The sequence below is a fragment of the Vibrio sp. H11 genome (assembly GCF_004804295.1).
Lineage (GTDB): Bacteria > Pseudomonadota > Gammaproteobacteria > Enterobacterales > Vibrionaceae > Vibrio > Vibrio ostreae.
The window spans coordinates 140,396-154,968 of sequence record NZ_SSHN01000002.1 but is presented as its reverse complement, the minus strand read 5'-3'; the positions used below and the strand labels follow the sequence as shown (position 1 = coordinate 154,968).

The 14,573-nt window shown below is 53.1% G+C and carries 10 protein-coding genes and 8 tRNA genes; 1 reads left to right on the top strand and 17 read right to left on the bottom strand.

Going from position 1 to position 14,573, the window contains the following annotated elements; genetic code table 11:
• Positions 1-7 precede the first annotated feature (7 nt).
• From E6C74_RS03510 to pncC, 17 genes are all read right to left on the bottom strand, one after another.
• A complete protein-coding gene (locus tag E6C74_RS03510; protein ID WP_136483316.1) occupies positions 8-1,138 on the bottom strand; it encodes a sodium ion-translocating decarboxylase subunit beta in 1,131 nt (376 codons plus the stop codon).
• Between the two features lie 9 nt (positions 1,139-1,147).
• Entirely contained in the window at positions 1,148-2,929 is a 1,782-nt protein-coding gene (gene oadA, locus E6C74_RS03505; protein ID WP_136483315.1) for a sodium-extruding oxaloacetate decarboxylase subunit alpha, read from the bottom strand.
• A gap of 26 nt (positions 2,930-2,955) precedes the next feature.
• Positions 2,956-3,213: an oxaloacetate decarboxylase subunit gamma gene (locus tag E6C74_RS03500; RefSeq protein ID WP_136483314.1), complete on the bottom strand. Its 258-nt coding sequence runs from the start codon at positions 3,211-3,213 to the stop codon at positions 2,956-2,958.
• 369 nt (positions 3,214-3,582) lie between these two features.
• Positions 3,583-3,659, bottom strand: a tRNA-Arg gene (locus E6C74_RS03495).
• Positions 3,660-3,791: 132 nt separating this feature from the next.
• Positions 3,792-3,868: transfer RNA gene (locus E6C74_RS03490), tRNA-Arg, on the bottom strand.
• Between the two features lie 73 nt (positions 3,869-3,941).
• Positions 3,942-4,018 (bottom strand) — tRNA-Arg (locus tag E6C74_RS03485).
• A gap of 131 nt (positions 4,019-4,149) precedes the next feature.
• A tRNA-Arg gene (locus tag E6C74_RS03480) sits at positions 4,150-4,226 on the bottom strand.
• A 73-nt stretch (positions 4,227-4,299) separates the two neighbouring features.
• Positions 4,300-4,376: transfer RNA gene (locus E6C74_RS03475), tRNA-Arg, on the bottom strand.
• A gap of 89 nt (positions 4,377-4,465) precedes the next feature.
• Positions 4,466-4,558 (bottom strand) — tRNA-Ser (locus tag E6C74_RS03470).
• A 58-nt stretch (positions 4,559-4,616) separates the two neighbouring features.
• Positions 4,617-4,693 (bottom strand) — tRNA-Arg (locus E6C74_RS03465).
• A gap of 39 nt (positions 4,694-4,732) precedes the next feature.
• Positions 4,733-4,825, bottom strand: a tRNA-Ser gene (locus tag E6C74_RS03460).
• Positions 4,826-5,020: 195 nt separating this feature from the next.
• Positions 5,021-5,218, bottom strand: a complete 198-nt coding sequence (csrA, locus tag E6C74_RS03455) for a carbon storage regulator CsrA (protein ID WP_004415691.1) — start codon at positions 5,216-5,218, stop codon at positions 5,021-5,023.
• 92 nt (positions 5,219-5,310) lie between these two features.
• Positions 5,311-6,498, bottom strand: a complete 1,188-nt coding sequence (locus tag E6C74_RS03450) for an aspartate kinase (protein WP_136483313.1) — start codon at positions 6,496-6,498, stop codon at positions 5,311-5,313.
• A 218-nt stretch (positions 6,499-6,716) separates the two neighbouring features.
• Positions 6,717-9,299 (bottom strand): alanine--tRNA ligase, encoded by a 2,583-nt coding sequence (gene alaS / locus E6C74_RS03445; RefSeq protein WP_136483312.1) that lies wholly within the window; start codon positions 9,297-9,299, stop codon positions 6,717-6,719.
• 185 nt (positions 9,300-9,484) lie between these two features.
• Positions 9,485-9,943 carry a recombination regulator RecX gene (gene recX, locus E6C74_RS03440; protein ID WP_136483311.1) on the bottom strand — a complete coding sequence of 153 codons (459 nt, stop codon included), beginning with the start codon at positions 9,941-9,943 and terminating at the stop codon, positions 9,485-9,487.
• Between the two features lie 138 nt (positions 9,944-10,081).
• The gene (gene recA, locus E6C74_RS03435; RefSeq protein ID WP_136483310.1) at positions 10,082-11,131 is read right to left on the bottom strand and encodes a recombinase RecA; all 1,050 of its coding nucleotides are present in this window, start codon (positions 11,129-11,131) and stop codon (positions 10,082-10,084) included.
• A 171-nt stretch (positions 11,132-11,302) separates the two neighbouring features.
• Positions 11,303-11,791 carry a nicotinamide-nucleotide amidase gene (pncC, locus tag E6C74_RS03430; RefSeq protein ID WP_136483309.1) on the bottom strand — a complete coding sequence of 163 codons (489 nt, stop codon included), beginning with the start codon at positions 11,789-11,791 and terminating at the stop codon, positions 11,303-11,305.
• A gap of 86 nt (positions 11,792-11,877) precedes the next feature.
• On the opposite strand from pncC, the gene mutS reads away from it, so the two are divergent.
• Positions 11,878-14,439, top strand: a complete 2,562-nt coding sequence (mutS, locus tag E6C74_RS03425) for a DNA mismatch repair protein MutS (protein WP_136483308.1) — start codon at positions 11,878-11,880, stop codon at positions 14,437-14,439.
• Positions 14,440-14,573: the final 134 nt, after the last annotated feature.

Below are 14,573 nucleotides of genomic sequence, written 5' to 3'. Positions count from 1 at the left end.
CCTTGAGTTAACCGACCAGCGCCAGCAACACACCCGCGGCAACTGCCGAACCCAATACCCCGGCCACGTTGGGCCCCATGGCATGCATCAGCAAAAAGTTCTGCGGATTGGCCTGCAGACCGACTTTGTTGACCACCCGCGCTGCCATCGGTACTGCCGATACACCGGCCGCGCCAATCAGCGGGTTGATGTCCTCTTTGGAAAACTTGTTGAGCAGCTTCGCCATCAGTACGCCACCGGCAGTACCGATACTGAATGCCGCCGCACCCAGCGCCAGGATACCCAGCGTCTCCAGGTTGAGGAACTTGTCTGCCTGCAGTTTAGATCCGACACCCAGGCCAAGAAAAATGGTCACTATGTTGATCAGCTCGTTCTGCGCCGTTTTCGATAAACGCTCGACCACGCCCGCTTCACGCATCAGGTTACCCAGACAGAACATACCGACCAGCGGCGTCGCCGCCGGCAGGAACAGAATCGTCATCAGCAGTACCATCAGCGGGAAAAGGATCTTTTCCGCTTTACCGACATGACGCAGCTGCGCCATTTTGATCTGACGCTCTTCTGGCGTGGTCAGCGCTTTCATGATCGGCGGCTGAATAATCGGCACCAGCGCCATATAGCTGTACGCCGCTACCGCAATCGCACCGAGCAGATCCGGCGACAACTGACTGGCGAGGAAAATCGCCGTCGGGCCGTCCGCACCACCGATAATCGCGATTGACGACGCATCGGCCATGGTGAACTCCATGCCCGGCACATAGTTGAGCAAAATCGCCCCGAACAGCGTGGCGAAAATACCCAGCTGCGCCGCTGCGCCAAGCCAGAGGGTTTTCGGGTTGGCGATCAAAGCGCCAAAGTCGGTCATCGCACCAACGCCCATAAAAATCAGCAGCGGGAAGACACCCGACTCAATACCGATATGGTAGACGTAGTACAACAGGCCGCCCGGCTCGGTAAATCCGGCGTTAGGAATGTTGGCCAGCACCGCACCAAAGCCAATCGGCAGCAACAGCAAAGGCTCAAAGCCTTTACTGATCGCCAGAAACAGCAGCAGGCAGCCGACCAGAATCATGATGATCTGGCCAAACTGGAAGTTGGCAATGCCGGTTTCCAGCCACAGGGTCATTAATCCGTCCATGGTTCTCCCTTACGCCAGGCTGATCAGAGGTGCGCCGACAGTCACAGAGTCACCCTCTTTGACCAGCAGCTCCTGCACCACACCGCCGCGTGCGGCGCGAATTTCGGTTTCCATCTTCATCGCTTCCAGTACCACCAGAATATCGCCTTCGGCGACTTCGCTGCCGGCATGGACATTGATTTTGAAGATATTGCCGGCCAGCGGTGCCGGAATCGATTCGGCATCCTGCGCCGCGACGACCGGGGCGGCCGCCGCCGGTGCTGCTGCCGGAGAGACCGACGTCAGTTGGCCCTGCGGCCCGACTTCGACGTTGTAGACCTGACCGTCCACTTTCACGCTGTAAGTTTCAATCTTACCGGCAGATGCCGCAGGCGCAGATGAAGGCGCAGCAGGCGCTGGCTCACTGCCTGGTGCCGGTTCAAACGCATCCGGATTGCCGCGATTGGTAAGAAACTTGAGGCCAACTTGCGGGAATAAGGCGTAAGTCAGTACATCATCCACCTGCTCATCCGCCAGTCGGATACCGTTGGCTTTCGCTTTAACCTGCAGCTCACTGGTCAGGTTATCCAGCTCATCACTGAGCAGATCAGCCGGGCGGCAGGTAATCGGCTCAGCGCCTTCCAGCACGCGGTTTTGCAGCTCAGCATTGACCTCGGCCGGCGTCGCACCGTATTCGCCTTTCAGCACACCAGCCGTCTCTTTGGTGATGCTCTTGTAGCGCTCACCGGTCAGCACATTGATCACCGACTGAGTGCCGACGATCTGCGAGGTGGGTGTCACCAGCGGGATATAACCGAGATCCTGACGCACACGCGGGATCTCCTGCAGCACTTCGTCCATACGATCAGACGCGCCCTGCTCTTTAAGCTGGCTTTCCATGTTAGTCAGCATCCCGCCCGGAACCTGGGCAATCAGGATACGTGAATCGACCCCTTTCAGCTGACCTTCGAATTGAGCGTATTTTTTGCGCACTTCACGGAAGTAGGCCGCAATCGGCGCCAGTTTTTCCAGTTGCAGCTGGGTATCGCGCTCTGTGCCTTCCAGCATCGCCACCACGGTTTCAGTCGGGGTGTGGCCGTAAGTCTGGCTCATGGAGGAGATCGCGGTATCCAGAATATCGATACCGGCTTCAACCGCTTTAATCGCGGTTGCGGTCGACAGACCAGTCGTGGCATGGCAGTGCAGCGCCAGCGGCACATCACACGAGGCCTTAATACGGCGGATCAGTTCATCCGCTTCATACGGCTTGAGCAGACCGGACATATCTTTGATACACAGCGAGTGACAGCCGAGATCTTCCAGGCGCTTGGCCAGGTCAACCCAGGTCTCGATGTTATGCACCGGACTGGTGGTATAAGACATGGTGCCCTGGGCATGACCGCCGACATCAATCGTGGCTTTCACCGCCTTCTCGAAGTTACGTACATCGTTCATCGCATCAAAGATACGGAACACATCCATGCCGTTGGCATGGGCACGTTCAACAAATTTTTCCACCACGTCATCGGCGTAGTGACGGTAACCAAGCAGGTTCTGACCACGCAGCAGCATCTGCATCGGCGTATTCGGCATCGCTTGTTTCAGCGCGCGCAGACGCTGCCACGGATCTTCACCCAGATAACGGATACAGGCATCGAAGGTGGCGCCGCCCCAAGTCTCCAGCGACCAGTAGCCCACTTTGTCCAGTTCGGCAGCGATCGGTAACATATCCTCGATACGCATACGCGTCGCGAACAGGGATTGATGTGCGTCACGAAGGACCACATCGGTAATAGCGAGTGGTTTAGACATGCTTATAAACTCCTTTTAAATTCTGACTACTTCGCCGCTGAAGTACGGTGTTGGTGTACAGCAGCGGAAATCGCAGCCACAACCTGAGGGCTGACAGCAGCAGAGGCGGGTTGCATTTTTTTCGCTGGGGACTTGGATACGATCGGCTGAGGTACTTCTTGTGGTACCCATTTAGACATTAACCGAACGAGATAAACCAAAATGGTGAGGAATAGAAATACGACCGTCATCCCTGTAACCATCAGGGTGGCCGCATCAACTAGCAGGCTTCCGATATTTGTCATTTTGCTTCCTTTCAGTGTCATCCTGACAACATATATCGCATACGTATAAAGACGCAGCAATATGTGAACAAGGATTATCAATTGTGGTGAAAAATTGTCAATTTAGTTCACACCACTCTTTAAGGCTTGCCACAAAATCAGCGTAAGATTCGTCACAAAAATCACAAAATGTCATGCAATCTGCGATTTACTCGCTCAGTTATGTGCCGAATATGACGAGGTTAGTAGATAATCGGAATGAAAATTGAGATGCGGTTAATAAAGTGGCAACTCGCTTTGTAAAAACAAAGAGTTGTAAATAAAGAATAGACAAAATGCTAATGGAATGTAAACAAAAAAGCCCCGCACGAATGCAGGGCTTTAGAAAGGTGGCGCGCTCGAGAGGATTCGAACCTCTGACCGCCTGGTTCGTAGCCAGGTACTCTATCCAGCTGAGCTACGAGCGCGCAATTTTTGTTATCGATGGCAAATAAAGCCAAGATAAACAGGGCAATGCCCTTCACATTGCTTCTGTAAACAGAAGCTCTGTTCAAAAAGCGATTCAGGATAAAACCTGAGTAACTTTTCAAACTGAAAAGTGGCGCGTCCGAGAGGATTCGAACCTCTGACCGCCTGGTTCGTAGCCAGGTACTCTATCCAGCTGAGCTACGGACGCGCAGGCTTGACTGTAGCAGCGAGAAATCCCGCTTCTGCAATCGGCTTTTGATAAATCAAAAGCTTAAAAATAGTGGCGCGCTCGAGAGGATTCGAACCTCTGACCGCCTGGTTCGTAGCCAGGTACTCTATCCAGCTGAGCTACGAGCGCGCAATGTTTGTTATCAATGGCGGATAAACCAAAGATAAACAGGGCAATACCCTTCCCAATACTTCTGTACCAGAAGTTCGGTTCAAAAAGCAGTTCAGGATAAAACCTGAGTAACTTTTCAAACTGAAAAGTGGCGCGTCCGAGAGGATTCGAACCTCTGACCGCCTGGTTCGTAGCCAGGTACTCTATCCAGCTGAGCTACGGACGCGCAGGCTTGACTGTAGCAGCGAGAAATCCCGCTTCTGCAATCGACTCCTGATAAATCAGAAGCTTAAAAATAGTGGCGCGCTCGAGAGGATTCGAACCTCTGACCGCCTGGTTCGTAGCCAGGTACTCTATCCAGCTGAGCTACGAGCGCGCAGTGTGTGAAGTGTATCACGTTTTGAGGCGTGAACCATATCACGTTTTTATTCTTTTGGAATAAAAAATTGACCTAAGGTCAAGAAATGGCGGTGAGGGAGGGATTCGAACCCTCGATGCGGCTACAAACCACATACTCCCTTAGCAGGGGAGCGCCTTCGGCCTCTCGGCCACCTCACCACTTTTCTTCTCAAAGAACTTATGTTCCAAGAGAACCTTGCATATTCCCGCAGGAATATGGCGCGTCCGAGAGGATTCGAACCTCTGACCGCCTGGTTCGTAGCCAGGTACTCTATCCAGCTGAGCTACGGACGCGCATTTCACTTAACATGCTAAAATTAAGCGTCGCAAGAATGGCGGTGAGGGAGGGATTCGAACCCTCGATGCGGCTACAAACCGCATACTCCCTTAGCAGGGGAGCGCCTTCGGCCTCTCGGCCACCTCACCGTCTTGCGGGGGCTCATATTACGTTTTACCAAAAATATGTCAAACACTTTCTTGGCAAAAATAATAAAAAACTGCTTAAGCGTTGGCTATTTAACCAAAGCGCCGGGAATTTGAACTTTCACCATTCAAATCCCCCTATCCCGATAAAAAACACGACAAAAAAGGCCGGCAAAATTGCCGGCCCTTCTCTGATAATCAGTAGTTGCCTGATGCAACGTTACCATTACCCTTTTCCGCTTGAATGCGCATGTAGATTTCTTCACGGTGTACCGATACTTCTTTTGGAGCATTCACACCGATACGTACCTGGTTACCTTTTACGCCCAGCACAGTCACTGTCACTTCGTCACCGATCATGAGTGTTTCGCCAACACGGCGAGTCAAAATTAGCATTATTTGCTCCTTGAGTGATCTCTGTATTCTCTTGCAACGCTTTTATTATCCACTAAAAGTTATATTTACGTAAACTCTCTAATGCAGACTAATCATCCCGAACAGGCATGTTTAGCTTCAACTGCGACGAAAAGCTGCGAATCAATATAAGCTTCATGTAAAATATTTGCTGCTTTATCAATATTTTGCGGCGAAAGCATTAACATTAATGATTGTGAAGTGGTTGAAACATGCTCAACCCCAATATTATTTGCCGCCAACAATGCACAACACTGTTCCTTCAGTTCTGGTGCTTGCAAACCAACCTTGGTCAGTAAGCTTACTTGCTCACTATTACGGATTTTATTGCTGAACACCAGATCCAACTTAGCACAAGCGTCATGTTTTATCACAACACCCGCCCATTCTGCCTTTTCGATCACATTCCACACTTCAATTCCCAGCATCTGACATTGTGCTGTCAACGCGGCAAGTGAGTCATGATCAACCGTGACCAACGCCAAATCACGCTGCAGCGCCAGGCCGCAGATTGGCTGAGTACCGGTCTCGCCTTTAATCAGGCTGCCGGCATTAACATCAAAGGTCGACAGAACGCGCAGCGGAACCTGGTTTTTCCATGCGAAACGAACGCATGGCAGGTGCAGGACCTTAGCGCCTTTACGAGCCATCTCTTCCATTGAAGGAAAATCAATCACATCCAGCTTTTTCGCGCCAGGAACCACACGCGGATCGCAGGTATATACCCCGTCAACATCAGTAAAGATCTGACACTCATCCGCTTTTAAGGCGCCCGCCAACGTCACCGCACTGGTATCAGAACCGCCGCGGCCTAACGTGGTGATATCCCCATTCTCATTAACACCCTGGAATCCGGCCACGATAACAATTTGATCCTGCTCCAGCAGGTCCGTTATCGCCTGAGTATCAATGGCTTTAATCGTCGCATCATTATGCTGATTATCGGTGACGATATTTGCCTGACCGCCCGTTAACGAGCGCGCCGCATAACCCAGTTTATTCAGGGTCATCGCCACCAGTGCCATAGATACCTGCTCACCGGCAGAGAGCAAAACATCAAGTTCACTGGCAGTCGGAACACTGTCCACCTGATGGGCCAGGCCCAGCAGACGGTTGGTTTCACCCGACATAGCAGAAACAACTACAACAACTTGATTACCATCATCTTTCGCTTTGATGATGTGCTTGGCGACTAAGTGCATGTTTTCAATTGAACCAACTGAAGTGCCACCAAACTTTTGCACGATAATGGGCTTTTTCACCAGTATTCACCTTCCCAGGACCGAAGTCTCATTAAGACCAAACCTGTCAACAATCAGTTGAATATCAGTTTGATCACAATAAAAAACAAAACCAAGCGGCTAATCAGCCCGCTGTTGCTCAAGCTAATTAAACCACTTGGTTGACCAGATAAAGTTACACTCAATCAACAAAACGCTGATTGAGTGTCTTTAATTTTCAATGAATAACGATTTGATCGTTACAGACGCTCGGAAATCCAGGCATCGACTGACGCAAGCGCTGCCGGCAATGCTGCAGCATCGCTGCCACCCGCCTGAGCCATATCAGGACGACCACCGCCTTTACCACCGACTTGCTGGGCCACCATGTTGACCAGCTCACCGGCTTTCACTTTAGCCGTCAGATCTTTTGTCACACCGGCAATCAGGCCCACTTTATCGTCAGCCACGTTACCCAGCATGATGATGCCGCTGCCCATCTGGTTTTTCAGTTCATCAACCATACCGCGCAGCGCTTTGTTATCCGCGCCATCCAACTGCGCAACCAGTACCTTCACGCCGGCAATCTCTTTGACATTGCTGGTCAGGTTGGCACTTTCTTTCGCTGCCAGTTTGTCTTTCAGCTGATTGATCTCTTTTTCCAGAGTCTTCGCTTTTGACGCCATCTCGTTCATTTTCTGCTGGTACTGAGCCTGTTGCTCGTCCAGGTAATCCAGCGCAGCTTCACCGGTCACCGCTTCGATACGACGCACACCGGCTGCGATACCGCTTTCCGAGATGATTTTGAACAGGCCGATATCACCAGTACTGTTGGCGTGGATACCACCACACAGTTCAGTGGAGAAATCACCCATCGACAGTACGCGTACCATCTCTTCGTATTTCTCGCCAAACAGTGCCATCGCACCTTTCGCTTTCGCCGATTCCACATCCATAATGTTGGTTTCGATCGGGTGGTTACGACGCACTTGTTCGTTCACCATACGCTCAACTTCTTTCAGCTCTTCAGCAGTGACCGCTTCCAGATGAGAGAAGTCAAAACGCAGCGCTTCAGCACGCACCAGCGAGCCTTTCTGCATGACGTGCTCGCCCAGGATACGGCGCAGCGCTTCGTGCATCAGGTGTGTCGCTGAGTGGTTGAGTGAAATGGCTTTACGACGCTTGGCATCCACATCTGTGGTCACGCTGTCGCCTTCAGCAAATACGCCTTCCGCCAACACACCGTAATGGGCAATCGCGTTACCCAGTTTCTGGGTATCTTCGACCTGGAAAACACCAGATTCAGTTTTGATCGTACCGGTATCACCGCACTGACCACCGGATTCCGCGTAGAACGGCGTTTCATCCAGAATGATGATCGCCTCATCGCCTGCCGACAGTGACGATACTTCATTGCCTTCAACAAACAGCTTGCTGATGCGGCTTTGACCGGCAGTTGCGCCGTAACCACAGAATTCAGTTTTGCCGTCCACTTTGATCATTGAGTTGTAGTCAGCACCAAAGTTACCCGCCTCGCGCGCGCGCTGACGCTGCTCTTCCATCGCCGCTTCAAAGCCCGCTTCATCAATGATGAAACCACGCTCACGTGCCACGTCGTTGGTCAGGTCAGCCGGGAAACCGTAAGTATCGTACAGCTTGAAGACAGTCTCGCCGTCCAGCTCGTTACCTTGCAGATTGTCCAGCGCTTCATTGAGCAGTGACATACCGCGATCCAGGGTGCGGCCGAAGTTTTCTTCTTCGATGCGCAGTACTTTTTCCACGATAGCCTGTTGGTTCTTCAGAATATCACCGGCTGTGCCCATGATGTCCGCCAGAGGGCCAACCAGTTTGTGGAAGAAAGAACCCTGAGCACCCAGCTTGTTACCATGACGTACCGCACGACGAATGATACGACGCAGTACATAGCCACGGCCTTCGTTAGACGGCATTACGCCATCCACAATCAGGAACGCACAAGAACGGATGTGGTCTGCCACCACGCGCAGTGACTGATTAGACAGGTCGTCGTAACCAATCACTTCCGCCGTCGCTTTAATCAGCGTCTGGAACACATCGATTTCGTAGTTAGAGTGTACGCCCTGCATGATGGCAGAGATACGCTCGATACCCATACCGGTATCTACCGATGGTTTTGGCAGCGGTTCCATAGTGCCGTCAGCGTGACGGTTGAACTGCATGAAAACGTTGTTCCAGATTTCGATGAAACGGTCACCGTCTTCTTCTGGTGTGCCCGGACGGCCGCCCCAGATGTGATCACCGTGATCGTAGAAAATTTCGGTACACGGACCACAAGGGCCGGTGTCACCCATCTGCCAGAAGTTGTCTGATTCGTACGCTTTACCGCCCGGCTTATCGCCGATGCGCACAATACGATCCGCCGGAACACCCACTTGTTTATTCCAGATATCAAACGCTTCATCATCGGTTTGGTAAACCGTAACCAGCAGGCGGTCTTTTGGCAGTTTCAGTACATCAGTCAGAAACTCCCATGCAAACTTAATCGCATCTTCTTTGAAATAGTCACCAAAGCTGAAGTTACCTAACATTTCGAAGAATGTGTGGTGACGTGCGGTGAAGCCCACGTTTTCCAGATCGTTGTGCTTACCACCGGCACGCACACAGCGTTGCGCGGTCGCCGCTCGGGTGTATCCACGCTTCTCCAAGCCTAGGAAACAATCTTTAAACTGGTTCATACCTGCGTTGGTGAACAGCAGGGTCGGGTCATTATCAGGCACCAGAGATGAACTCTCGACAATTTGGTGGCCTTTACTTTCAAAGAATGAGAGGAACGCGCGGCGAACCTCATCCGTGCTCATGTACATGCAGCTCTTCCTGAAATACTCAAGTTAGAATTTTGCGCTATTGTAAAGCATGGATAAGACTTCGCCTAGTTTTCTTCAAGAAAAGACGAAAATGAATTGAATTTTAATCCAATGTCAGCAAGTTAAATTTGCCCGCAACCGACAGGACAACAGAGAGTCCGGCCAGCCCCCGGGCACAGGTGGGATTATTCGGTCTCGTCACTCAGCGCATACTGGATTTGCTCAAAGCTGAAGCCGCGGTACTGCAGAAAACGCACCCGTTTGGCGTACTCTTTATTATCCTTGCCGCGCAAATCGCTGAATTTTTTCTGCGCCGTCTGTCTGGCCAGTTCAAACCAGTCGGTGCCCTCTTCGGCCAGCGCCTGATCAATCAGGTCACCGTTGACCCGTTTTTGCTGCAGCTCCTGACGAATGCGCCGTTCACCGTGACCTTTACTGATGTGCTGACGCACCTGGCTGTGGGCAAAACGCAAGTCGTCCAGAAAGCGGTGCTCAAGACAAAAGCTGAGCGCCTGGGCGATCTCCTGCTCGGGGTAGCCCTTTTGTTGCAGTTTCTGCGCCAGTTCATGTTCGCCATGGTCACGGCGTGACAGCAGTGCCAGTGCACTCTCCTGACAACTGCGCGGAGAAGATTTGCCAAACATAGTCGCTCCTTGGCGTGTGAATCACATTGATGAGGTGAGCGCGGCTTAGCACGCCAGAATAGGCAAAGCCCCGCACAGGCGAGGCTTTGATTAACTGTTGATTGTAAGTCAGTCTTGCTCGGTGGCAAACCGCGCGGCTTACAACTCTTCTTCTTGCTCTGGCACTGCACCAAACTCTGGCTCATCGGCTGGCACCTGAGTCGGGTTCAGCAGCATATCACGCAGTTTAGTATCCAGTTCTTTGGCAATATGGGTGTTCTCACGCAGGTACTTACACGCGTTTGCTTTACCCTGGCCAATTTTATCGCCATTGTAGCTGTACCAGGCACCGGCTTTTTCCACCAGCTTGTGTTTCACGCCCAGATCAACCAGCTCACCTTCGCGGTTAAAGCCCTGACCGTACATGATCTGAGTATTGGCTTCTTTAAATGGTGCCGCGATCTTGTTCTTAACCACTTTGATACGGGTTTCGTTACCGACCACTTCGTCGCCTTCTTTAATCGAACCGGTACGACGGATATCGAGACGGACTGACGCGTAGAACTTCAGCGCGTTACCACCTGTTGTGGTTTCCGGGTTACCGAACATCACCCCGATCTTCATACGGATCTGGTTGATGAAGATACACATACAGTTCGACTGTTTCAGGTTACCGGTCAGCTTACGCATCGCCTGTGACAGCATACGTGCCTGCAGACCCATGTGGCTGTCGCCCATCTCACCTTCGATTTCCGCTTTCGGCGTCAGTGCTGCAACCGAGTCCACCACCATAACGTCAATCGCACCTGAACGAGCCAGCGCATCACAAATTTCCAGCGCCTGTTCACCGGTATCCGGCTGAGACACCAGCAGTGCGTCGATATCTACGCCCAGCTTCTTGGCATAGACAGGATCCAGTGCGTGCTCAGCATCGATAAAGGCACAGGTTTTACCTTCACGCTGCGCAGCGGCAATCAGTTCCAGAGTCAGTGTGGTTTTACCTGATGATTCAGGACCGTAAACTTCGACGATACGACCCATTGGCAGGCCACCGGCACCCAGAGCGATATCCAGAGAAAGTGAACCTGTAGAAATGGTTTCAACATCCATGGTGCGGTTATCACCCAGACGCATGATGGAACCTTTACCGAATTGCTTTTCAATTTGACCCAGGGCTGCGGCCAGAGCCTTCTGTTTGTTCTCGTCCATTACTCTCTCCAGACTGTCACTACTGCTCATGGTGAGGCTATCAATAGTGATACGTGAATGCGTAAAATTTGGTTCGACATAAGCTGTCATATTGCTGCTCATTATACTGTTGATTCATACAGTGTCTACCCCTGTGTAGAAAAAACTTGCAGCAACCCGACAAACTTCAAACTAACTTACTGATAAATGGTTTGCCACCCCGGCCAGGGCATGCTGTACCGCTAACTGACGCACTGTTTGCCGATCGCCGGCAAAAAACTGAGTCTCAACCTGCTGCCAGCCCTGCTTGTCCGCCCAGGCAAAACAGACCATGCCGACCGGTTTTTCTTCGCTGCCGCCACCGGGTCCGGCGATACCGCTGATCGACACTGCGATGGTGCCGTTCGAATGGGCCAGTGCGCCCTGCGCCATCTCAATCACCACCGGCTCAGATACCGCGCCATGCTCCGCCAGCGTTTCTGCGCGCACGCCAATCATCTCCCGCTTGGCCTCGTTACTGTAGGTAACAAAGGCGCGGTCAAACCAGGCCGAGCTGCCGGCAATGTCGGTGACCGCGGCGGCCACACCACCACCGGTACAAGATTCTGCCGTGACCAGCACCTGCTGCCGTGCAAGCAATAACTCGCCTACCTGTTCACTTAATCGTTGCTGCAATTCCATGCCCAAAAACCTCTTGTTGTGTCTTTTCGCTCGATAGGGATTCACGTATCCTAAGCCGCTATGTCCACAAACAAAAGAAGTAACCCGTGACTGCCGAGCAAAAACATACGCCCATGATGCAGCAATATCTCAAACTCAAAGCAGAGAATCCGGATATTTTGCTGTTTTACCGGATGGGCGACTTTTATGAGCTGTTTTATGACGATGCCAAACGTGCCTCGCACCTGCTGGATATTTCCCTGACCAAACGCGGCGCGTCGGCCGGGGAGCCGATCCCGATGGCCGGTGTGCCATTTCATGCCGTGGAAGGGTATCTGGCCAAACTGGTTCAGCTCGGCGAATCGGTGGCTATTTGTGAACAAATCGGCGACCCGGCCACCAGCAAAGGCCCGGTGGAACGTAAAGTGGTGCGTATTGTCACGCCGGGCACGGTCACCGACGAAGCCCTGCTCTCGGAGCGGGTTGATAACCTGATCGCGGCGATTTACTACCATAATGGCCGCTTTGGTTACGCCACGCTGGACATTACCTCCGGCCGTTTCCAGCTCAGTGAGCCGGAGTCGGAAGAAGCCATGGCGGCCGAACTGCAGCGCACCGCGCCGCGCGAGCTGCTGTTTCCGGAAGATTTCGAACCGGTGCATTTGATGGCCAGCCGTCAGGGTAACCGCCGTCGCCCGGTGTGGGAGTTTGAACTCGACACCGCCAAGCAGCAGCTCAACCAGCAGTTCGGCACCCGTGACCTGGTTGGTTTCGGCGTCGAGCAGGCCAAGCTGGGCCTGTGTGCGGCCGGCTGCCTGATCCAGTATGTCAAAGACACCCAACGCACCGCCCTGCCGCATATCCGCTCGCTGACGTTTGACCGGCAGGATCACTCAGTGATCCTCGATGCTGCGACCCGCCGTAATCTGGAACTGACCCAGAACCTGGCCGGCGGCAGCGACAACACTCTGGCCGAAGTGCTTGATCACTGTGCCACCCCGATGGGCAGCCGGATGCTGAAACGCTGGATCCACCAGCCGATGCGCAGCCTGGATACCCTCAATCAGCGTCTCGATGCGATTGGGGAAATCAAACAGCAGGGCCTGTTTGCCGATCTCTATCCGGTGCTGAAACAGATAGGTGATATCGAACGTATTCTGGCCCGTCTCGCCCTGCGCTCGGCCCGGCCGCGCGATCTGGCCCGCCTGCGCAACGCGCTGCAGCAACTGCCGGAGCTAAGTGACGTATTGCAGCCGCTTGAAGGCGACTATCTTGGCAAACTGCGTGAGTTCGCCCAGCCTCTTGATGAGCTATGCGAACTGCTTGAGCAGTCGATCAAGGACAACCCGCCAGTGGTGATCCGCGATGGCGGCGTGATTGCCGACGGCTACAGTGCCGAACTGGATGAATGGCGCGATCTGGCCAACGGCGCGACCGAATACCTCGACAAACTGGAGGCAGAAGAGCGCGATCGCCACGGCATCGACACGCTCAAAGTCGGCTATAACAATGTGCACGGCTTTTATATTCAGGTCAGCCGCGGCCAGAGCCACCTGGTGCCACCGCACTATGTGCGTCGCCAGACCCTGAAAAATGCCGAACGCTACATTATTCCGGAACTGAAACAGCACGAAGACAAGGTACTCAATTCCAAATCCAAAGCACTGGCACTGGAAAAACAGCTGTGGGAGCAACTGTTTGATCTGCTGCTGCCACAACTGGAGCAGATGCAGAACCTGGCCTCAGCGCTGTCGCAACTGGACGTACTGCAAAACCTGGCCGAACGGGCGGAAAGCCTCGATTACTGCCGTCCGCAACTGAGCGAAGAGCCGGGCATTCATATTCAGGGCGGCCGCCACCCAGTGGTCGAGCAGGTGCTGGACGAACCCTTTATCGCCAACCCGATAGAGCTGAATCCGCAGCGTAAAATGCTGATCATTACCGGTCCGAATATGGGCGGTAAATCGACTTATATGCGCCAGACCGCTTTGATTGCCCTGCTGGCGCACATCGGTGCGTATGTACCGGCCGAGTCCGCCCGTATCGGCTCGCTGGATCGCATTTTCACCCGTATCGGCGCGTCAGACGATCTGGCCTCAGGCCGCTCGACCTTTATGGTTGAGATGACCGAAACCGCCAACATTCTCCACAATGCCACCGCCCGCAGCCTGGTACTGATGGACGAAATTGGCCGCGGCACCAGTACCTATGATGGCCTGTCTCTGGCCTGGGCCAGTGCGGAATGGCTGGCCAAACAAATTGGCGCGATGACGCTGTTTGCGACCCATTACTTTGAGCTGACCGAGTTGCCCAACACCCTGCCGCATCTGGCCAATGTCCATTTAGACGCGGTAGAACACGGCGATGATATTGCCTTTATGCACGCAGTGCAGGAAGGCGCGGCCAGCAAGTCGTATGGTCTGGCCGTAGCCGGACTGGCCGGCGTACCGAAAGCGGTGATCAAGAACGCGCGCAGCAAACTGAGCCAGTTAGAGCAGCTCAGCCTGCAGCAACCAAGCAGCCACCCAAGTCAGGTGGATATCACCAACCAGCTCAGCCTTATCCCGGAGCCAAGCGAAGTGGAACAGGCGCTGGCCGGTATCGACCCGGATGATCTGACCCCGCGTCAGGCACTGGAAGCGTTGTACCGCCTGAAGAAAATGCTCTGAGCCTTGCCAGCATCAACTGACGGTCGGTAAGTTCACACATTCAGCAAGATCAAAAAAGGCACTCAACTGAGTGCCTTTGTCATATTTAAGCTGCGCATTGACCGCTTTAGCTGCACGTTGGCCTTGCTAAACGG

Coding starts and splice junctions, on each gene's coding strand:
- E6C74_RS03510 (WP_136483316.1), bottom strand. CDS start 1,138: ATGGACGGATTAATGACCCTGTGGCTGGAAACCGGCATTGCCAACTTC.
- oadA (WP_136483315.1), bottom strand. CDS start 2,929: ATGTCTAAACCACTCGCTATTACCGATGTGGTCCTTCGTGACGCACAT.
- E6C74_RS03500 (WP_136483314.1), bottom strand. CDS start 3,213: ATGACAAATATCGGAAGCCTGCTAGTTGATGCGGCCACCCTGATGGTT.
- csrA (WP_004415691.1), bottom strand. CDS start 5,218: ATGCTAATTTTGACTCGCCGTGTTGGCGAAACACTCATGATCGGTGAC.
- alaS (WP_136483312.1), bottom strand. CDS start 9,299: ATGTACATGAGCACGGATGAGGTTCGCCGCGCGTTCCTCTCATTCTTT.
- recX (WP_136483311.1), bottom strand. CDS start 9,943: ATGTTTGGCAAATCTTCTCCGCGCAGTTGTCAGGAGAGTGCACTGGCA.
- recA (WP_136483310.1), bottom strand. CDS start 11,131: ATGGACGAGAACAAACAGAAGGCTCTGGCCGCAGCCCTGGGTCAAATT.
- pncC (WP_136483309.1), bottom strand. CDS start 11,791: ATGGAATTGCAGCAACGATTAAGTGAACAGGTAGGCGAGTTATTGCTT.